This window comes from Aerococcus vaginalis (genome assembly GCF_053762225.1).
In genome coordinates this window covers 69,076-88,903 of sequence record NZ_JBSMYC010000002.1, presented here as the reverse complement: position 1 = coordinate 88,903, position 19,828 = coordinate 69,076, and the positions used below count along the sequence as shown (strand labels likewise).

Sequence of the window (19,828 nt, the reverse complement as noted above, 5' to 3'; positions counted from 1 at the left end):
AATTCCGTATTAGTTTTTGTTGAATGGGTCATCACTGAGTTCGCTAGCGACCACAAAATCATCCTCACTACCGGATGACATCTGGTCGATCACGAGACGGCGGTTGACGTAACCGCGCAGAATGTTGTCATCGTCGACAACGGTAATCGCCATGTCGTTTTTACCCATGACGTTCACGACGTCGTTCAATGGTGTATCCAAGTGAACGACTGGCACATCTTCCTTAATGAGCGAACGAACATTCAAGTTCTTCTCATTCTTGTGTTGGGAGATGTATGTCACGAGATCGCTATCGTTAATGTAACCGAGGAGCTCACGTTTATCATTAACCACTGGGATGTTGCTCATCTTGAGGTCACGCATAATACGCAAGGAAACGCGTGCTCCAGTACGATCAACGTTGATCAGGCCGTCTGGCACGTCCATCGCCTGTTCAGCGGTGAAGATCTTACCACGATCAACATTTTCAACGAATTTCTCAACGAAGTCGTTTTCTGGGTTTTCAAGGATCTCTTCGCCCGTACCGACCTGAACGACATGACCGTCACGCATCAAGGCGATGTGATCACCGAGACGCAACGCTTCGTCCAAGTCGTGCGTGATGAAGACGATCGTCTTGTTCAAGTTTTCCTGAATTTCTAAGAGTTCGTCCTGCATGTCGCGACGAATCAATGGGTCCAATGCGGAGAACGCTTCGTCCATCAAGAGGATCTCTGGATCGTTTGCGAGCGCACGCGCTAATCCAACACGCTGCTGCATACCACCGGACAACTGGGAAGGATACTGATCTTTGTAAGCGCCGAGTCCAGCATTATCCAATGCTTTCGCTGCACGTTCACGGCGTTCCTTCTTGTCCATTCCCTGCACTTCCAACCCGTACTCTGTGTTTTCAAGCAACGTACGGTGTGGGAAAAGCGCGAAGTTCTGGAATACCATGCTGACTTTCTTACGACGAATTTCGCGTAATTCCTTCTTGTCAGCCTTTGTTAAGTTCTGATCGCCAATGTAGACGTCACCACTCGTTGGTTCGATCAGACGATTCAACATACGTAAGATCGTGGATTTACCAGAACCGGATAACCCCATGATCACAAATGTCTCGCCTTCTTGAATATCAAAGGAAGCTTCATAAACCCCGACCGTCGCCCCTGTCTTGTCGACGATCTCTTCCTTCGATTTATTGTCTTTTACCATTTTGCTGGCTTCACGGACTTGTTCTGAATTTCCGTAGATTTTTGTCAGATTTTCAATACGAATACCTGCCATTGTAACTCCCTTCATTGTTCATAGATTTCACAAAGTGCCTCACTTGGCACAAACACGTTTACAACCCTAACAAAAAAACACGACAACTTCAAAACATAACCGTTGAATTATCGTATTTTTTTCACTATTTTTTCTGACTGTCGAGGATCCAGTAGCCCTTTTTCAAGGCGATACGTTCCACATTTCCGAACGTCTCGATCATTTTGTTTTTTGCACTCGGCGCTCCCTGTTTCTTCTGAATCACAAGTACGAGGTGACCGCCAGCTGTTAAGTGGTCGTGTGCTTCTTCGATAAAGCGATGCACAACTGCCTTCCCCGCACGGATCGGTGGGTTGGTGAGAATGACTTGGTAGTCCATCTTTGTGACGGTTTCATAGCCGTCCGATGTCTGAATGGTGACATTGTCGACACCGTTCAGTTTGGCATTGTCGCGTGCGAGTTCCAACGCACGCTCACTCACATCAACCATGTCGACGTGAATCTCAGGATGCTCCTGCGCCACTGCAATCCCCATCGGCCCGTAGCCGCAACCGAGATCGAGGACGTCTCCGGTGATTGGAAGCTGCTCGAACAGTGTTTCCACCAACAAGCGACTGCCGAAATCCATCTGTTGGCGTGAGAACACCCCGCTATCCGTTCTGAAACGATACGGCTTATTGTGGATTGTTGTTTCAAATGTTAAATACTCATGTGCTAATTCGCGATTATCATCAAAATATTGGTGTGCCATAACAACCTCCTGAACTAATCTCTTCTATCATACCGTATTTATTGTTGTTTTTAGCGACTAATACTGGAATTTTGATCGTATTTAATTAATAGAACAGCTAGAAAGAGGCGATGGAATGTACGCACGCGCAAAACAATTTATTGGAGAACTTGTAGCTTTATTATGGATGGAAAAACTATTTTGGTTGAGTTTCAGTGTGATTAGCGTGGTCGTGACCGGCCTCTTGATGAGCTATCCAGTCGGGCTACTCGTCAGCATGCTGACACACCCGGAAACCTCGCTCGGCTTCCAACCCGCCTTTCAGAAATTACTCATGATTAATGTCTGGTTATTGATCGGCTGGATGTTTGCGTTAGACGCTATCGTCACGCTCTGGATCTGGCGTTCGGGTTTTGCTTTAAAACAGTTACTAAGGCTCAACGTACTCTGTCATTTTCTCTGGCGCGATAGTCTCTATTTAGCCTTCGCACTATCACTATTTCTCAGCCGACAGGTCATTCCACGCCCCCTTCTGTTTATCGGGCTGTTCACCTTCACCGGTATGGCACTACCGATGATCGAACATACTTTTGGGCAATGTTTGAACGATTTATCCTTCCTCGCATCGTGGCAGCAGACCTGGAAAATTTGGCAAACACACGTCCTATGCATTCTCGCTGCTTCTTTCTTCAATCATACAGTGATTCTCATCATCTATTGGTTCGCACCGTACACCTTCTATCTGAGTTTTATCATCGGTGTACCGGTCAGTCTCGCCATTCAGGTTGTTATGAGGCGGTGGTTGAGGAGGGAGGATATGTCCCAAAAACAGTAGCATATTTGGGACAAAAAAGTTGTGATGTTGCATTCACACGGTAAAAACTATTAATCCACCGTGTAGATGCAACACTTCGCCATACAAAAAAGCTCCCGGAACATCCAAGAGCTTGATCATTTCGATTAGATAAAGACGTTGGCGCCTGGTCCGAGTGGTAACTGCAAGACAAACCAAATGATGAGTAATACAGACCAACTCACGAGGAAGGCCATGGAGTACGGCAACATGGTTGAAATCAAGGTGCCGAGTCCGCTATCCTTGTCGTAACGCTGCATGAAGACGAGAATCATCGCGAAGTAACTCATCAATGGTGTGATGATGTTTGTGGATGAGTCAGCGATACGATACGCCATCTGCGTCATTTCCGGCGAGAGTCCGACTTGTACAAACATCGGTACGAAAATCGGTGCTAAGATCGCCCATTTGGCACTGGCTGATCCCATAAATAAGTTGATAAACGCTGAAAATAGAATAAACAGAATCACCAACGGAATCCCGGTAATGTGCCAGTTTTGTAGGAACTCAGCACCTTTGCTGGCGATGATGATACCGAGATTGGTGTAACTGAAGTAGGCGATCAACTGTGACGCGAAGAAAGCGAGGACGAGGTAACCACCCATCGACTGCATGGCTTCGGACATCATGTCAACGAGATCCGTTGAATTATTGATCTTGCCGACTGTTTTACCGTAGGCGATCCCTGGAATGATGAAGATCAGAAACAATAGGAAGATCAAACCGTTCAACATGAAGTTGTCGAGCGACATCTGATTCGTTTCTGGGTTCAATTCCTGCATTGGGCCAAACCACGGATTCAATAGTAAGAACGTACCGACGAATACGAGGAATAGAGTGATTCCGGCGTTACGTAATCCGCGGTTTTCTTCGGCGGTGATTTCATCTGCTTCGTACGCTGCATAGTTTCCTTTGTACTCGCCGAGATGCGGTTCAACAATGCGTTCGGTAACGATCGTTCCGACAATCATCAAGAGAATCGTGGATGCGATCAGGAAGTACCAGTTCGATGTAATTAAGATATTCGAATCGATACCGACTGACTGCAACGCTTCATTCGTAATACCAACTAAAATCGCATCAGTAGGGCCAAAGATGAGATTGGCCGAGAAGCCCCCAGATACCCCGGCAAAGGCAGCCGCCAGACCAGCGAGCGGGTGTCGTTTGGCACTCGCAAACATAATGGCGCCTAAGGGAACGACAACCACATAGCCGGCGTCTGAAGCAATATTTGAAATAATCCCAGCGAATACAACGACCGCCGTGAGTAGCGAATGTGGTACTTTAGCAATCAATTTACGCAGCGCCGTACCGATCAATCCACTACCTTCTGCAACACCGACTCCGAGCATGGCGACGAGCACTGTCCCCAATGGTGCGAATGACGTAAAGTTCTCAACCGCACTATTGAAAATGTAACGGAGTCCTTCAGCGTTCAATAGTGAAACCGCCTGAACAGTCGTTTCTTCACCCGCTTTCGCGTCGAAGAAACTCACGCTAGCGCCTGCCCATGAGACAATCGCTGATACTAACATTGTAATCACAATTAAAATAATAAAGACAACGACCGGATGCGGCATTTTATTACCGATGCGCTCGATCCCATCCAGCCATCGCTGTAGACGCCCTTGGTCTTTCTTTTCTTCTACCAATTTAACAAACCTCCCTGAATACACTGATAATGGTGTATTCACTTCCCATACATAAAATGAAAAGAGCTCCCGGGATAACCCCCGAGAGCTCTTCATTGGCTTAAATTAAATAATCAAAAGTGATTATTTCAATTCAGCTTTACCACCGGCAGCTTCAATTGCAGCAACAAGTGCTTCGGCTTCTTCTTTAGGAAGACCTTCTTTAACAACAGCTGGAGCGCCGTCAACGAGGTCTTTAGCTTCTTTCAAGCCTAAGCCAGTTGCTTCACGAACAGCTTTGATGACTTTGATCTTAGCAGCACCTGCTTCAGTCAATTCAACATCAAATTCTGTTTTTTCTTCTTCAGCAGCGCCTGCGCCTGCAGCACCTGCAGCAGCTACTGGAGCAGCAGCAGAAACGCCGAATTCTTCTTCAATTGCTGATACTAAGTCAGCGAGTTCCAAAATTGTTGCTTCTTTTAATTGGTCAACAATTGCATTTACGTCTAATGCCATTTAGTTTTCCTCCTAATAATGATACTGTTTGATTGTAATGTTTAACTTGCGATTAAGCTTATGCTTCCTCTTCTTCTGCCTTGTCTTGAACAGCCTTGACAGCGTATGCCACGTTGCGGACTGGTGCTTGCAATACAGAGAGTAACATAGAAAGTAAACCTTCGCGTCCTGGTAGAGATGCGAAACGTTCAACTTCTTCGAGGGTTAATTCCTTACCATCGTAGAAACCACCCTTCAAGGTCAATGCTTCAGCGTCCTTGGAGAAATTCTTCAAGATACGCGCTGGAGCAGTTGCGTCGTCCTCGCTAAATGCTAAAGCGGTAGGACCGTGGAAGAGTTCTTCGTTGTATTCTACACCGTTTTGGTCAAGGGCACGACGGATCATCGTGTTCTTGATAACGCGGAAAGATACACCTTCTTCACGCAATTGACGACGTAATTCAGTTACTTCAGCAACCGTTAATCCTAAGTAGTCTACAGCGACGATACTTTCAGCAGATTTCAATTGTTCAGCAACTTCGTTAACGTATTGTTTCTTTGATTCAATAATTGCTTCGCTCACGTTTATTTCACCTCCATAAGATTAGTCTCAAGTCACCTTAGTCATAAAAAAATGCTCTGCATCCCCAAAGACACAGAGCATCATCAATGCGCGCTCACTAAAAAGCGAGACACATCAATGTATTTCCTCGGTTAGCATTCATTAAGGCGTTAGCCGCTAACGGTCTTCGGTCACTCGATATGAATATGTTTCTAATCTATCACACTCTTTTAGAGAGTGCAATCTTTTTTTAGATTGAAAGTGGGTCGATCTTCACGCCAGGTCCCATTGTTGCAGAAACAACAAGGTTCTGGACGTAACGACCTTTAACAGCTGCTGGACGTGCACGCAAGAGTACTTCGTTGATTGCGCGCAAGTTTTCCAACAAGTCTTCGGTTTCGAAAGATACGCGACCGATCAATACATGGATGTTACCACCTTTGTCGGTACGGTATTCAATCTGACCAGCTTTGATGTCAGAAACAGCCTGTTTAACGTCCATTGTTACCGTACCAGTTTTAGGGTTTGGCATTAAGCCTTTAGGTCCCAATACACGACCTAAACGACCAATTTGTCCCATCATGTCTGGTGTAGCTACAACAACGTCGAAGTCCATCCAACCATCGTTGATTTTTTCAACGTAGTCGCTGTCACCAACGTAGTCAGCACCAGCTTCGCGCGCTTCTTCAGCTTTTTCACCTTGTGCGAATACTAAGACTTTCTGGTCTTTACCAGTACCCTTAGGCATTACGATAGCGCCACGTAACTGTTGTTCGTTTTTCTTAACGTCCAAGTTCAAGTTATAAGAAACTTCGATACCTTCATCAAAGTTTGCGAAACTTGCTTCTTTGACAGCCTCGATCGCTTCTTTTGCGTCGTATAAACGGTTGCGATCAATTTTTTCGTATGCTTGTTTTAATTTTTTAGATTTTTTTGCCATTATTATTCCTCCTACTTGTGGTTTTAACGGTTACCCTCCCACGCATAACGGTTTAACGTTACGGCGCAGTGTTAAAGGTTGATTAGCCTTCGACAGTGAATCCCATCGAACGTGCAGTACCTTCAATCATGCGCATAGCAGCTTCAACATCTGCTGCATTGAGGTCTTTCATCTTCATTTCTGCGATTTCACGAACTTGATCAGAGGTAACGCTCGCTACCTTGTTCGTGTTCGGCTCACCAGAACCTTTGTCAACTTTTGCAGCTTTCTTCAATAAGTCAGCAGCTGGTGGCGTCTTAGTCACAAATGTAAATGAACGATCTTCATATACAGTGATGACAACCGGAATGATATAGCCTTGTTGGTCTTGGGTCTGTGCATTGAATTCCTTAGTGAATCCCATGATGTTAATACCAGCCTGACCTAAAGCTGGACCAACCGGGGGAGCAGGACTTGCTTGACCTGCAGGAATTTGCAATTTAACAATCGTTTCGACTTTTTTAGCCACGATAAATTCCTCCTTATTCGTTATATCGTGATGTGGTGAAGTGGGGAAATTCCCCTCCCACTCAGTGTGCAATCAACACAAACATAAATTTAACCATACTTTTGGCGAATTTTCAACCCTTCCACTCCAAAAAAGGAAATCAAAAAAGCAGGTACACGAAGCACCCGCTCTTTAAAGATTAATATTTAATGCTTATTTTTGTTCGAACAACATCTTACCAGAACCGTATGTACGGCCGTTAGCAGCGAAGGCTAAGACACTGATTGGGTGCCATGGCGTATCGAATTCTGGTTGGAAGAAGAAGTCGGAACGTCCGAGTTGATCGAGCGTGTATTTGTTGTCGATCGCTAAGGAAATGATGTTTGCGTATTCCGCAACTGAAGTCTTGGACATGAATTGTGCCCCTAAGACAACCTTAGATTCCTTGTCGTAGTTGATCTGCATGTAGATCTTGTTTTCTTCTTCTGGAATGTTCAAGAACGTTGGACGAATGCCGACTTCCATATAGTGGTGAGCCACTTCGCCGTCGTACCAGCTAGCGTTAGAGTCCTTGATGCCGGTTGTACCGAAGTTGTAGTCGAACAAGTGCAAGCCGGAAGTACCGGACAATACATTCATTTCGGCATCGATACCTAAGGCGTTCAAGGTTGCGACGATACTCTGACGACGTGCGTTAGATGCCAAGGCGATGGATACGTCAGCACCCGTTGCGGAAAATTTAATCTTCGTTGCGTCCCCACCAGCGTAAACGTCTGTCGCAGAAGTTTCACCTTTTTCGTTGATTTCGATGAAACCACGTGCATCGAGGTCTAAGTAGTCCTTGAGCCATGCCGTGTTTGGACGAATACCAACAGCGATAATCACCGTGTCAGCTTCGTATTCACCTTTATCAGTCTTCACAGCAGTTACGCCGTTTTCGTCACCGATAATTTCTTGCGCTTTTTCGCCACCGTGGAAGGCCATGCCTTTTTCAGCAGCGTGTGCTTCCAAGACTTTAGTGAACGGTTCGTCGAGGTATGTTGGCAAGATACGGTCCGCAAAGTCTAATACCGTCACGTCTTTGCCAGCTTTAGCGTAAGCTTCTGCGGCTTCGATACCGATGTAACCTCCACCGATAACAACGACTTTCTCGGCATCCGCCATGCGGTCTTTGACTTTACCAGCCCATTCACGACCTCTGAGGTAGTACACGTGGTCTAAGTCCGTACCTGGAATTGGCAATTGGAAAGGAATAGCACCTGGGAAGAGCAACAATTTGTCGTACGTGTCTTCACGTTCACCATCTTTGTCTTTCACTTTTACGGTGTGGTTTTCTGCGTCGAAACCGATCACTTGGGTTTCGATGTGGATGTTGACACCTTGTTTTGAGTAGGAGTCAGCCGTCGCGTAGTGTAAATCATCGAGGGATTTTGATTCGCCCTCTAAGTAAGATTGGATCCCACAAGATAGGAAGGAAGCAGTCTTGCCTTGTTCATAAAGATGAATTTCTGCGTCCGGTTGTTGTTCCAAAATGGTCTGAACGGCTTCATAACCACCATGAGACGTTCCTAAAACTGCAATTTTCATCGAATGACCTCCTTGTTTTTGCGAACTACCGCCCACAAGCAGTAGCATATATGTCAAAGTTAATATTCAAAAAAAGTATACGCTTTCTTTGTGACATTATTATAGCAAAAACTGGGCGAAATCCAACATAAAAAATACTGAAATTTAGAATCTTTCTAAATTCTTAAGAATTAGGCGTTTAATTTGTCCACCTGATCGAATTCCACTTCGGCAGAGGTTTCGCGACCGAACATTTCCACGGTAATCTTGAGACGTTCTTTTTCCATATCGATTTCTTCAACGTGACCCACCATACCGAGGAAGGCACCATCGACCACTTCGACCGTTTCGCCGACTTCGAACTGAATGTCGCGTTTCGGTGCGGAGATACCTTGCGAACGCAAGAGACGATGCGCTTCATCCGGGAACAACGGTACTGGTTTGGAACCCTGACCGTGTGAACCGAGGAAGCCCGTCACGTTCGGCGTATTACGAACCACGAACCACGCGTCATCGCTCATGATCATTTCAACGAAGACGTATCCAGGGAAAGTATTCTGTTTTACGACTTTTTCTTTACCTGTCTTGGTCTTTTGAATATGATCTTCTTCTGGCACAATCACGCGGAAGATGTTTTCTTCCATGCCCATTGATGTAATACGGCTGCGCAAGTTCTGTGCGACTTTGTTTTCATATCCAGAATAAGTGTGTAATACGTACCATTGTTTTTTCGTTTCTAATGCGTCTGCCATGTTTCGCTCACTTTCTATTAAAAAATCCTAAATAAAAAACCTTCCAAAAAACTGAAAGGCTTTTGCTCACTGACTCAGTGTATCACACTTTGTCATGGTTTGTAGTCATTTCAAGAAAAATTAAATCGACAAGAACCAATTGAATAAGACGGTAACGATTTCGTCAACGACACCGAGAAAAACTGAAAAGATAATGATCATCATAATAACAACTGAGGTGTCGCGACCGAGTTGTTTACCTGTTGGCCAGGTTACATTTTTAAGTTCACCGAAGATTTTTCCCATGGTTTTGCCTCTTTTCTCTAATGATTATTTGGTTTGTTTATGAATGGTATGTTTTCCGCAATGTTTGCAGAATTTCTTAACTTCTAAGCGTTCTGTTTTCGGCGTGTTGGATTTGTACGTGTAGTTTCTAAGCCCACATTCCGTACACGCGAGAACGACGGTTTGTTGTTTTGCCATTGCGATGACCTCCTGATATCCCTTTGATAATAGTTAACCCACTCCTCAATTGTCAAGCGCTGACCGAACTAATGCTCATCTACTAATTGATCTTTGGTGTTAATTCGAAATTTTTTATGTGCGCGATAATACGCGTAACGCACGCTTTTTTCTGATACTAGCATGTGAGAGGCGATCTCTGAGAATGTTTTGCCGTTCATGCTGTGCGCGAGTACATCCGATTCTAAAGGCGACAGTTTCGCACATAAATGATCCATCGTTTCCTGCACGGTATAGGAATAATCCGGCTGGTCAACGGTGTGTGCCACCAACAGTTCCTTGACCGGATAGCTATCGTCCGCATTGAGATTGAGCGCGGTGATCCCCTTTGTCGGGTAACGCTTCGGATGGCGGTGGAAACGATAGAGAGCCAAACAGCGACTGTAGAGCCTGACGCTCAAATACGCACCGAACGTGACTTTATACGTTGGATCATAGCGGTGTGCAGCTTGCCAGACGACAACAGCCATTTCCTGTCCAAAATCACTCCGTTCAAAACACAAATTATAGAATTGACGATAATAACGCTGAATTAACGGTTGATAGCGCGCCAGTATGAGCGGAAAAAGCGTCTCCCGCTGATCCGCCGACATTTGAAACTGTGCGATCACCTCATGTATCGGCGTATTCATATCGTACTCGGCCATCCATACCATCATCATCTGCTCGTCCTCCTGAATATTAAGATTCAGAGCACAGCGAGCGCATGAATTATTTAGGGTCTTGTTTTGAGAGTTGTTTCAATAAATGATTGAGTTCCGCGAGCTGTTCTGTCGTCAGACTGCGATTCGGATTCGATACGATACGATAATCATCATCACCGTAACGAATATGCGTCTTGGTCTTTTCGACATCTTCCAGTAATTCGCGTGCCGATTTTCGCACTGCCCCTTGTTGGAAGATGATGCGTTGTTCTGCGAGGTCGCTCGTCGCCACCGTCACATTTTTCAAGACACCCGTCGTTTCCTTAATCATTCCTTCGATATAGGAATCGGCCGTCTGTCCCTCTGAGGTGAAGACCACGTGGCAGCGATACTTCTCATAGGATTGCGATAACCCCGGCACGAACTGCGCATCAAAAACAACCCATGTTTCGATACCGTTGTACGCGGCATAGTCGGATAATTCCTCCAACAACGCGTTACGCGCCGCTTCGATCGAATCGTGCTGTTTGAGCGCCAATAACTGCGGCCAGGCGCCGATCATATTATACCCATCGACAATCAGTCGTTCTTGCACCGCTACCACTTTCCTCCTTATATTGTTAACTTACTACTAATTCGAACGCTTGCGGTAAACCTCATACATGAGTAAGGCTGCCGCCACACTCGCGTTCAAGCTCTGCATGTGGCCTTTCATCGGAATGGTGAGCACACCGTCGAGATGTTTCTTCACACCGGGCGAAATACCTTTTTCTTCCTCGCCGATCACAACCGCGAGCGGCAACGTTGCATCCATTTCCCAGACGTTCTGTCCCGCCATATCGGTCCCGAAGACCCAGACGCCGCGTGACTTCAATTCCTCGATCGTACGCGAAATATTGGTGACACGCGCGACGGGAACGTGTTCGATCGCTCCCGTACTGATCTTAGCAACCGTGGTGGTTAAGCCGACCGCACGGCGGTTCGGGATGATAATGCCATGAACGCCCGCCACATCCGCGGTACGCAACATGCTTCCGAGGTTATGTGGATCCTTGATGCCGTCTAAGATCAGGAAGAATGGATCCTCACCGGCCGCTTCAGCCTTCTGAAACAGGTCATCAATAGTCGCATATTCGTACGCGGCAACCGCAGCAACCACACCCTGATGCACCCCGTGATCCGTCATCTGATCGAGTTTCTGCTTCGGTACTGGTTGGACGATGACACCTTTTTTCTTCGTCTGCTGAACGAGGCGTTCCACCTTGCGATCACGTGCGCCTTCTTCGACATAGAGACGATTGATCGGATGTTCGGACTTCACCAATTCCTGAACGGCGTGAATCCCCATCACAAAATCTTCATTCGCTGGTTTACTTTGCTGTGCCATCTGTTGCCTCCCGTAAACTGATGCAATATGCGATCACTTCGTCCAACCGAGTGTGATCTTCCTGTAAATCCAAATAGCCGATCAACGCTTCAAAACCGGTCGCTTGGTGATACGTCTTGAGCGAGGCGTTCTTCGCCGAACTGTGCGGCGTTGCGTTGCGTCCTTTTTTGAAAAAACGTAACTCATCCGCCGTCAAAAAATCCGCCGCGATCATCGCCTGCATCAACGCTTCCTGCGCACCCGCACTCACAAAATGAATAGCGGTCTGATGCAGTTGTTGCGGTTTCGTGAGACCTTTTTCCAGCAAATGCGTACGCACCGCGGACTCCCAAACGGCATCTCCGAGGTAGGCGAGCGCCAGGCCGTTAATCTGTTCGATAGCGATCGGTTTCATTAGTCTACTCGCTTCCAGCGGGTACCTTGTGGCGTATCATCCAAGATAATCCCTTCTGCCTTGAGTTGGTCACGAATCTGATCGGCTGTTTCAAAGTCACGGTTTTTACGCGCTTCTTCACGTTTTTGGATCTGTTCCTGAACGTGTTGGTCGAGCGCTGTTTCCACATCAAACGTCAAACCGAAAATGGCGGCCAATGTTTCGAACAAGTCGAGGTAGGCATCGAGCACCACTTTTGAGACATCATCACGATCTAAATAGTGGTTGATCAAGGAGACCAACTGATAGAACACGGTCAACCCGTTTGGCACATTGAAGTCATCGTCCATCGCCGCTTCAAAATCAGCAGTGATCGTTTCGAGCGGTTTAAGCATTTCATTATCGTCAGCCAATGCATCACTTGCACTTTCCAGACGGTACGTGATGGCGCGATAAGTGTTGTCGAGGCGTTTCACGTTGTTTGCGGCATCCGCTAAGTTGCTGTCGCTGAATTTGAGCGGTGCACGGTAATGCGCACTCGATAGGAAGAAACGCAACACACGCGGCGATTCTTCCTTTAGCAAGTCGTGAACGAGCACGAAGTTACCGAGCGATTTACTCATCTTCTCGTTGTCGTCACCCATCGTCACGAAGCCGTTATGCATCCAGTAGTTGACGAACTTCTGACCAGTTTTCGCTTCGGACTGTGCAATTTCGTTTTCATGGTGTGGGAAGGTCAAATCGTACCCGCCACCGTGAATATCGATCGTGTCACCGAGGTACTTCGTAGACATCACTGAGCATTCGATGTGCCAGCCGGGACGTCCCTCACCCCATGGCGATTCCCAAGCAGGTTCGCCCGATTTTGCCGCTTTCCAGAGCGCAAAGTCGGCTGGATCTTCCTTTGTATCGGACGCATTCGCCCCGAGGCGCTGACCGGCATTAGCGCGCAGTTCAGTGAGTGATTGATCGGACAATTCGCCGTAATGTTCGAACTTATGCGCACGATAATAGACGTCCCCACCGGAAACGTAAGCGAAGCCGTTGTCCACTAATGTGGAAACAAAATCAATAATTTCCGTCATATTGTCGACGACGCGCGGGTTCACAGTCGCACGTTCAATCCCCAAAGCGTCTGTATCTTCATAATAGGCATCGATATATTTATCCGCAATTTCCGTATGCGTGAGGCCTTCCTCATTCGCACGGCGGATAATCTTGTCATCAACATCGGTAAAGTTGGACACGTACGTCACGTCGAACCCCTTGTATTCTAAGTAGCGACGCACGGTATCGAACGCTACCGCACTGCGCGCATTACCAATGTGAATGTAATTGTAGACAGTAGGCCCGCAGACGTACATCTTCACCTGACCTTCATTGAGTGGGTGGAATGTTTCTTTTTGATTCGTCAGCGTATTAAAGATTTTAATCATCACTGTCCAACCTTCCCTTCGTTGAGTTGTCTATCCTTCATTCTACCATGTGATACGCAAATCCTAAAACAAGTTCCCTAAAAATTCACGATTGCTCCCAATCTTGCTCTGTGTAAGTGCTTGTTCACTTACAGCTCTATCCTAGTGTGCATTTGCAAGAGATAAAATTAATAAACGTACGGTTACCACTTATTTTAACTTTTATCGTACGGTTATAATCGTTTTAATTGTTTATTTTTAAGTTTTTAATTAAGAATACTTATTCTTTTATTAACTTTAATTTTTAAGACAAACGAACGTTTTCAACGCAAAATATAATCATTATTCACTTTCTTGTTATAGAAATTAATCCATAAGTTAAACATACACTATCAAAAAAAGCATCCCGCAATGACAGGATGCTTATGTATTTAATCGTTAGGAATTAGTAAGCACGTGCGTACCATACGGTGTATTTCGCCGGTTTACCGCTCACTAAGTCGACCGCTTTTTCCATTGGTGGGTTGAATGGAATGTTACGGGAAGTGAAGCCGGTCGCTTCTTTGACAGCTGCTTCGCTCTCTTCCGTACCGTCCCAACCAGCAAGTACCCAGCCTGGATTTTCGCCAGCTTCTTCTGCACGTTTGAGGTGCGCTTCGAGGTCTTCGAGCGTTTCGATGTCGTAGTGTTCGTTCGCCTTGCGGTAGTCGTTCGCTTTATCGAAGAGGCGTTTTTGCATGTCAGCCAATTCGCGTTCCACGGTTTCTAATAACTCGTCCAAGGAAACGGTCATCTTGTCATCCAAGTCACGCATCTTGATGACGCAGGTGCCGTTTTCTAAATCACGAGGTCCCAAGTCGATACGGAGCGGTACACCCTGAACTTCGGCTTCGTTGAATTTGTAGCCGGCAGAGTTATTGGAGTCGTCCAATTTCACACGATAGCCAGCATCTTTCAATTCGCGCTCAATTTCGGCTAATTTATCGATAACTTGTGGGTTCTTCTTCACGTTACCGACTGGAATCAAGGTAATCTGCGTTGGTGCCATCTTCGGTGGGAAAACGACCCCTTTATCGTCACCGTGCGCCATAATCATCGCACCGATCAAACGAGTCGATACCCCGAAGGAAATCGTGTGAACTGGGACGTGGTGGTTATCCTGGTTCAAGTAGCGGATATCGAACGCTTCAGCGAAGTTTGTACCCAAGTAGTGAGACGTCCCCGCCTGTACCGCTTTCGTGTCTTTCATCATTGCTTCGATGGAGTAAGTATCTTCTGCACCCGCGAATTTTTCGGATTCGGTCTTCTGACCCGCGTACACTGGCAATGCCAAGAGGTCTTCGACAACTTCCGTGTAGAGATCCAAGTAACGCATCGTGTGCGCACGCGCATCTTCTTCGTCCGCGTAGGCACAGTGACCTTCCTGCCATAAGAATTCAGACGTTCTGAGGAATGGCAAGGTGCGTTTTTCCCAACGGAAGACGTTCGCCCATTGGTTCAATTCCATCGGTAGATCGCGGTAGGAGTTAATCCAGTCGCTCATCGCATTACCGAACAAGGTTTCACTCGTTGGGCGCAATGCGACAGGTTCTTCCAATTCTTCCTCACCAGCACGCGTCACCCATGGCAATTCCGGTGCAAAACCTTCCACGTGATCGGCTTCTTTCGTGAAGAACGATTCCGGAATCAACATTGGGAAGTAAACGTCCTGAATACCCGCTTTCTTGAATTCTTTATCGAAGCGTGCCTTGATCAATTCCCAAAGCATGTAACCGTTCGGTTTGAATACCATCGTACCACGAACCGGACCATACGCGAACAAATCCGCCTGCTGAATACTGGTCAAATACCACTTCGAAAAATCAGTATGAATTAAATTTTCTTCCATGATTAACTCCCTTTCCAAATAAAAAACGCCATCCGACCTAAAAGGACGAATGACGCGGTACCACCTTTTTTAAATTAAATGACTTAATTTCTCTCTTAGGGTTATAACGTTACCAACGTGTCTATGCATCACGGTAGCAGGTTCACTGATCGTACATTGCGATACTCCCACCAACTATCGCTCGCTCAAATGCCGACATCAACTACTATTCTACAGCCTCTATTGTCGCTAATTTCCCGTCAGCTGTCAACGACAATTTAACCTAACAAATACTTCTCAACATCAAATCGCTTTACAACCGCTAAAAACAACACGATATCGATCAACAATAAAAGCAAACTCCCTATCATCACTGCAGGCACACTGAAAATCAGTAATCCGTTCACTTGCGAAATAAGCAGCGCAATCACTGGAAAGATAATGATCACAGCCATCGACTGTGCCGCTTTGGCGGTTTTGAATATCGGCGACATCATAAATACCAAGAGAATGGACAGAAACGTAATGAGCGGGCAGATGACGAACGCTAATAAGAGCCAATTCCACGAGAGCAGGACGAATTGTTGGAGGAGCCACCACTCCATCGCAGTGAAAATAATCTGGTAAATCAGAATCCCAATCCACGCGAGGATCATCGCCGGAATGAAGGCAGCGAGACCTTTGGCGAGAATGAGTTCCTTGAAGGTGATCGGCGTATAAATCAACCCTTCTAACGTATGCTGCTCTTTCTCGCCGATAAAGGCCGTACTCGCAATCACATTCGAGATCATGACAGGCACCATCACGAACAACGGGAGCGGAACGAAATTGGCGATCGCATACATGGCGTGATTAGAGGCTGGCACGTAATCAGGGATTACGGACGATGGCAGTACCGCTAAGAAGGCATCTATACCATCGATCGTTTGGGTCACCTCAGGCGTGGTCGCCACAATAATAAAAACGAGCGGCAGTAATATCGAAAAGATGAGCGGAAAGACCACGAGTGTGGCGAGCGTCATCTTATCCTTCACCATTTCGAGCCATTCCTTTTTGATAAGGGGTTTAAGATGTTTTAGATTCATGCGTCATCCCTCCGATCGTTTTGAAGTAGAGATCTTTGATGGTGGGCGTCAGTGGATTGATGGCGTAAATCGAGACATCATTTGCGACGAGTTGTTTGACAAGTGACGGTATCCTTTCGGGCGCCGCCTTGAACTGCAAACCTTCATCTACACGTTGAAGATCGTGAATCTCGGGAATCGTCAAAAGCACAGCCTCAGCCCGATCGAGCGGTTTGGCGTTTAACAACACACGCTGGTCCTGCCACAGTTCAGCAATCAGATCATTGACAGCCCCCGCACGCTGAATCTGCCCATGATTCAAAATTGCGACATCATCAATCAACTGTTCGAGTCCGTCGAGTTGATGCGTACAGAGAAAAATCGTCGTCTCGCCTGTCGCTGCCAGACGTTTCAAATAGGAAATCAAATGCTCGCGTGCTTCGGGATCCAATCCCGTGGTCGGTTCATCGAGGATCAATAATTTCGGCTGATTGATGAGCGAACGTGCCAATAACACTTTTTGCCGCGTCCCTTTGCTGAGCTGACTGATCGCCATCGTTCGATACTGCGCAATATCGAAGAACGCTAACAATTCCTCGATGCGCTGATTGATCATTTCCGGCGTCATTTCGAACAATTCACCCCAAAGCGACAGATTCGTTTCAACGCTCAACGTTTCATAAAGATTGCCGTCATTCTGTACCCCGATCTGTCGCTTGAGCGCTGAAGCATTTGCTGTTGTTAGTGTCTGGTTAAACAAGGATACTGTGCCGTGATCGGGTTTCAATGCCCCTAAGATCAACCGAATCATCGTCGTCTTACCCGCACCGTTTGGACCGAGCAATGCGAATACGCGTCCGGGAGTGAGTTGTAACGAAACATCATTGATGATTTGTCTCTCTCCTAATGTTTTCTGTAAGTGTTCGACCTGTAGTACCATCGAATTCCCCTCCTTATTAACGTGTCATCACTGTCATTTTAGCATGTTGCAGCGCTCACTTTTCCAAAATCTGCAAATAAAAAACCTGATGCGCACTGCACCAGGTTGATGTTCATTCACTGTATAGCCATTACAACTCGAAGTCGTCACCATTCACGACCTCAGCGCCGAGTGTATTCTTGAAGTGTTCGAGTGCGAATTCGTGTACCTTTTGGTTGAAGCTAGCGACACCATCTTCGTGAACAACGATCTTATAGCCGCGGTTGTAGGCGTCGATGGCAGTGTGTAGGATACAGATATCGGTCACTACACCCACCAAATGTACTTCATTGATGCCGCGCTCACGCAGTTTAATATCCAGTTCCGTCCCATTGAAGGCGGAGTGACGACTCTTCGGCGTGTAGAAAACGTTCGGATTTGACTTAATTTCCTGATAATAGTCTTCCAATTTGCCGTATAGGTCCTGTCCTGATGTGCCGTCGATATTGTGCGGTGGGAACAATTTTGTTTCCGGATGATACTGATCTTCTTCGAAGTGACGGTCGATCGTGAAGGCGACAAACTGTCCCGCATCGTGGAATTGTTTCGTCAGTTCAACAATACGATCTTCCAATGCCTGCGCTGGTTTTCCAGCAGTCAATTTGCCGTCATCTGCGACAAAATCATACGTGTAATCTACATTAATCAATGCTTTATCCATGATGATGCCTCTTTTCATCGTGCCCAATACTATACATTATTAAGTATAATCCTTATCGTCTTTTTCGCCAATTTAAACGCTATTAATGAACTTTGATACAGTTATTAATAAAATTGTTCGTTTTTCTGTATTGCATACTGGAAATTTTACGGTATAATCGGAGCATACTTTTTATTTAGGGGGTTATCCTTTTTGAATGCTTTAGCACGTTTCTTCAAATTAGAAGAAAACCACACCAAGGTATCAAATGAAATCATCGCTGGGTTGAGTACATTCTTCGCCATGAGTTATATTATTTTCGTCAATCCAGCCATCTTGTCGCAAACGGGAATGCCGTACCAAGGGGTATTCCTCGCTACCCTATTCTCGGCCGGGATTGCGACATTATTTATCGGACTTTACGCGAACGTCCCTTACGCATTAGCACCGGGGATGGGGCTCAACGCCTTCTTCACCTATACGGTGGTCTTCGGTCTCGGCTTTACCTGGCAAGAAGCACTCGCGATGGTCTTCATCTGTGGGATCGTGAACGTCTTGATCACGGTCACCAGCATCCGTCGTACTATCATGCGTGCAATTCCTGAAGATTTACAACACGCGATTTCTGCCGGTATCGGCGCGTTCATCGCCTACATCGGTTTGAAATCCGCAAACTTGATCAACTTTACTGTTGAACCTGCAAACATTACGTCAATCAACGGACAGGCTTTCGATGCTGCACAGACGACGTTTGAAGGTGGTATTACCGCGATCGAAACGAATGGTGGTCCTGTACCTGCGATTACGAGCTTTACCGACGCAACTGCATTGCTTGCACTCATCGGTATCGTAATTACGGTAATTTTGATGGTGAAAGATATCAAAGGTGCGATCTTGATCGGTATCATTGCTATTACCGCGCTATCTTTAATTATCGATCCATCCGCGTTATCCGCTGTCAACTTTGCCGAATCTGGCATTGGCGAATCCTTTCGTCAGCTCGGTATCACATTCGGTGCCGCATTCGGTGCTGAAGGGTTCGGTTCACTGTTCAGCGATTTATCGCGTCTACCACTCGTGATCGTGACCATCTTCGCGTTCAGTTTATCTGATGTTTTCGATACGATCGGAACGTTCATCGGTACCGGACGTGCAACGGGTATCTTCTCTAAGGAAGACATCGACAATATCGATAAATCCTCTAACACCAAGTTAGACAAGGCACTCTTCGGTGACGTGGTTGGTACTTCACTCGGTGCCGTTTTCGGAACGAGTAACACGACCACCTTCGCTGAAAGTGGTGTCGGTATCGGTGCTGGTGGACGTAGTGGGATGACCAGTTTTATCACCGCCATCTGCTTCTTCCTCTGTATCTTTATCGCACCGTTCGTCGGTCTCGTACCTGCTTCTGCAACCGCACCAGCATTAATCATCGTTGGTGTGATGATGATGGGTGAATTCCGTGAAATCGACTGGAGCAACTTGGCGATCGCTGTCCCAGCATTCTTCGCCTCCATCTTCATGGGTTACTCCTACTCCATCTCAAACGGTATCGCAGCAGGATTCATCTTCTACTGCATTACTATGACCGTTACCGGCAAAGCCAAACAGGTTCATCCGATTCTCTGGGCTGTCAGCGCCTTGTTCATCATGAACTACATCATCATGGCTTTTCTATAAAATAGCTAAAATGAAAC

General features: G+C 46.4%; 22 protein-coding genes and 1 other annotated feature. Of the genes, 2 read left to right on the top strand and 20 right to left on the bottom strand.

Annotated features, from left to right (window positions below; all coding sequences use genetic code 11):
• Positions 1–9: 9 nt before the first annotated feature.
• Positions 10–1,266, bottom strand: a complete 1,257-nt coding sequence (locus ACWOEX_RS02665; protein WP_455297770.1) for a quaternary amine ABC transporter ATP-binding protein — start codon at positions 1,264–1,266, stop codon at positions 10–12.
• Positions 1,267–1,390: 124 nt separating this feature from the next.
• Entirely contained in the window at positions 1,391–1,996 is a 606-nt protein-coding gene (locus ACWOEX_RS02660; RefSeq protein ID WP_455297769.1) for a class I SAM-dependent methyltransferase, read from the bottom strand.
• Positions 1,997–2,111: 115 nt separating this feature from the next.
• Between ACWOEX_RS02660 and ACWOEX_RS02655 the strand changes: the two genes are divergently transcribed.
• Positions 2,112–2,810, top strand: coding sequence for a hypothetical protein (locus ACWOEX_RS02655; RefSeq protein WP_455297767.1), 699 nt, complete (start codon positions 2,112–2,114; stop codon positions 2,808–2,810).
• A 125-nt stretch (positions 2,811–2,935) separates the two neighbouring features.
• On the opposite strand, the gene ACWOEX_RS02650 is transcribed toward ACWOEX_RS02655, so the two are convergent.
• The 18 genes from ACWOEX_RS02650 to ACWOEX_RS02565 all read right to left on the bottom strand — a co-directional run bounded on the left by ACWOEX_RS02650 (position 2,936) and on the right by ACWOEX_RS02565 (position 18,152).
• Positions 2,936–4,480: an AbgT family transporter gene (locus ACWOEX_RS02650; protein ID WP_455297766.1), complete on the bottom strand. Its 1,545-nt coding sequence runs from the start codon at positions 4,478–4,480 to the stop codon at positions 2,936–2,938.
• 123 nt (positions 4,481–4,603) lie between these two features.
• Positions 4,604–4,975, bottom strand: coding sequence for a 50S ribosomal protein L7/L12 (gene rplL / locus ACWOEX_RS02645; protein ID WP_455297765.1), 372 nt, complete (start codon positions 4,973–4,975; stop codon positions 4,604–4,606).
• A 58-nt stretch (positions 4,976–5,033) separates the two neighbouring features.
• Positions 5,034–5,537: a 50S ribosomal protein L10 gene (gene rplJ, locus ACWOEX_RS02640; protein ID WP_455297764.1), complete on the bottom strand. Its 504-nt coding sequence runs from the start codon at positions 5,535–5,537 to the stop codon at positions 5,034–5,036.
• A gap of 38 nt (positions 5,538–5,575) precedes the next feature.
• Positions 5,576–5,725, bottom strand: a sequence feature (ribosomal protein L10 leader region).
• A gap of 41 nt (positions 5,726–5,766) precedes the next feature.
• The gene (gene rplA / locus ACWOEX_RS02635; RefSeq protein WP_455297763.1) at positions 5,767–6,456 is read right to left on the bottom strand and encodes a 50S ribosomal protein L1; all 690 of its coding nucleotides are present in this window, start codon (positions 6,454–6,456) and stop codon (positions 5,767–5,769) included.
• 82 nt (positions 6,457–6,538) lie between these two features.
• The gene (rplK, locus tag ACWOEX_RS02630; RefSeq protein ID WP_455297761.1) at positions 6,539–6,964 is read right to left on the bottom strand and encodes a 50S ribosomal protein L11; all 426 of its coding nucleotides are present in this window, start codon (positions 6,962–6,964) and stop codon (positions 6,539–6,541) included.
• Positions 6,965–7,156: 192 nt separating this feature from the next.
• Positions 7,157–8,530 (bottom strand): FAD-dependent oxidoreductase, encoded by a 1,374-nt coding sequence (locus tag ACWOEX_RS02625; RefSeq protein WP_455297760.1) that lies wholly within the window; start codon positions 8,528–8,530, stop codon positions 7,157–7,159.
• Positions 8,531–8,700: 170 nt separating this feature from the next.
• The gene (gene nusG, locus ACWOEX_RS02620; RefSeq protein ID WP_455297759.1) at positions 8,701–9,261 is read right to left on the bottom strand and encodes a transcription termination/antitermination protein NusG; all 561 of its coding nucleotides are present in this window, start codon (positions 9,259–9,261) and stop codon (positions 8,701–8,703) included.
• A gap of 120 nt (positions 9,262–9,381) precedes the next feature.
• Positions 9,382–9,546 (bottom strand): preprotein translocase subunit SecE, encoded by a 165-nt coding sequence (gene secE / locus ACWOEX_RS02615; protein WP_455297758.1) that lies wholly within the window; start codon positions 9,544–9,546, stop codon positions 9,382–9,384.
• 24 nt (positions 9,547–9,570) lie between these two features.
• The gene (gene rpmG / locus ACWOEX_RS02610) at positions 9,571–9,723 is read right to left on the bottom strand and encodes a 50S ribosomal protein L33 (protein ID WP_455297757.1); all 153 of its coding nucleotides are present in this window, start codon (positions 9,721–9,723) and stop codon (positions 9,571–9,573) included.
• Positions 9,724–9,791: 68 nt separating this feature from the next.
• Positions 9,792–10,424, bottom strand: a complete 633-nt coding sequence (locus tag ACWOEX_RS02605; RefSeq protein WP_455297756.1) for a sigma-70 family RNA polymerase sigma factor — start codon at positions 10,422–10,424, stop codon at positions 9,792–9,794.
• Positions 10,425–10,473: 49 nt separating this feature from the next.
• Entirely contained in the window at positions 10,474–11,010 is a 537-nt protein-coding gene (locus tag ACWOEX_RS02600; protein WP_455297755.1) for a YacP-like NYN domain-containing protein, read from the bottom strand.
• A 27-nt stretch (positions 11,011–11,037) separates the two neighbouring features.
• Complete coding sequence (gene rlmB / locus ACWOEX_RS02595) at positions 11,038–11,793, bottom strand: 23S rRNA (guanosine(2251)-2'-O)-methyltransferase RlmB (protein ID WP_455297754.1); 756 nt, start codon at positions 11,791–11,793, stop codon at positions 11,038–11,040.
• Positions 11,777–12,187: a Mini-ribonuclease 3 gene (locus tag ACWOEX_RS02590; protein ID WP_455297753.1), complete on the bottom strand. Its 411-nt coding sequence runs from the start codon at positions 12,185–12,187 to the stop codon at positions 11,777–11,779. Before ACWOEX_RS02590 ends, rlmB begins: the two co-directional genes overlap by 17 nt.
• Positions 12,187–13,602: a cysteine--tRNA ligase gene (cysS, locus tag ACWOEX_RS02585; RefSeq protein ID WP_455298158.1), complete on the bottom strand. Its 1,416-nt coding sequence runs from the start codon at positions 13,600–13,602 to the stop codon at positions 12,187–12,189. The genes ACWOEX_RS02590 and cysS overlap by 1 nt, the downstream gene beginning before the upstream one ends.
• Positions 13,603–14,026: 424 nt before the next feature.
• Complete coding sequence (proS, locus tag ACWOEX_RS02580; RefSeq protein WP_455297752.1) at positions 14,027–15,469, bottom strand: proline--tRNA ligase; 1,443 nt, start codon at positions 15,467–15,469, stop codon at positions 14,027–14,029.
• 257 nt (positions 15,470–15,726) lie between these two features.
• Positions 15,727–16,533, bottom strand: a complete 807-nt coding sequence (locus ACWOEX_RS02575; protein WP_455297751.1) for an ABC transporter permease subunit — start codon at positions 16,531–16,533, stop codon at positions 15,727–15,729.
• Entirely contained in the window at positions 16,514–17,452 is a 939-nt protein-coding gene (locus tag ACWOEX_RS02570; RefSeq protein WP_455297750.1) for an ABC transporter ATP-binding protein, read from the bottom strand. Before ACWOEX_RS02570 ends, ACWOEX_RS02575 begins: the two co-directional genes overlap by 20 nt.
• A gap of 130 nt (positions 17,453–17,582) precedes the next feature.
• Entirely contained in the window at positions 17,583–18,152 is a 570-nt protein-coding gene (locus ACWOEX_RS02565; protein WP_455297749.1) for a cysteine hydrolase family protein, read from the bottom strand.
• A gap of 192 nt (positions 18,153–18,344) precedes the next feature.
• Between ACWOEX_RS02565 and ACWOEX_RS02560 the strand changes: the two genes are divergently transcribed.
• Positions 18,345–19,811 carry an NCS2 family permease gene (locus ACWOEX_RS02560; RefSeq protein WP_455297748.1) on the top strand — a complete coding sequence of 489 codons (1,467 nt, stop codon included), beginning with the start codon at positions 18,345–18,347 and terminating at the stop codon, positions 19,809–19,811.
• Positions 19,812–19,828 lie beyond the last annotated feature (17 nt).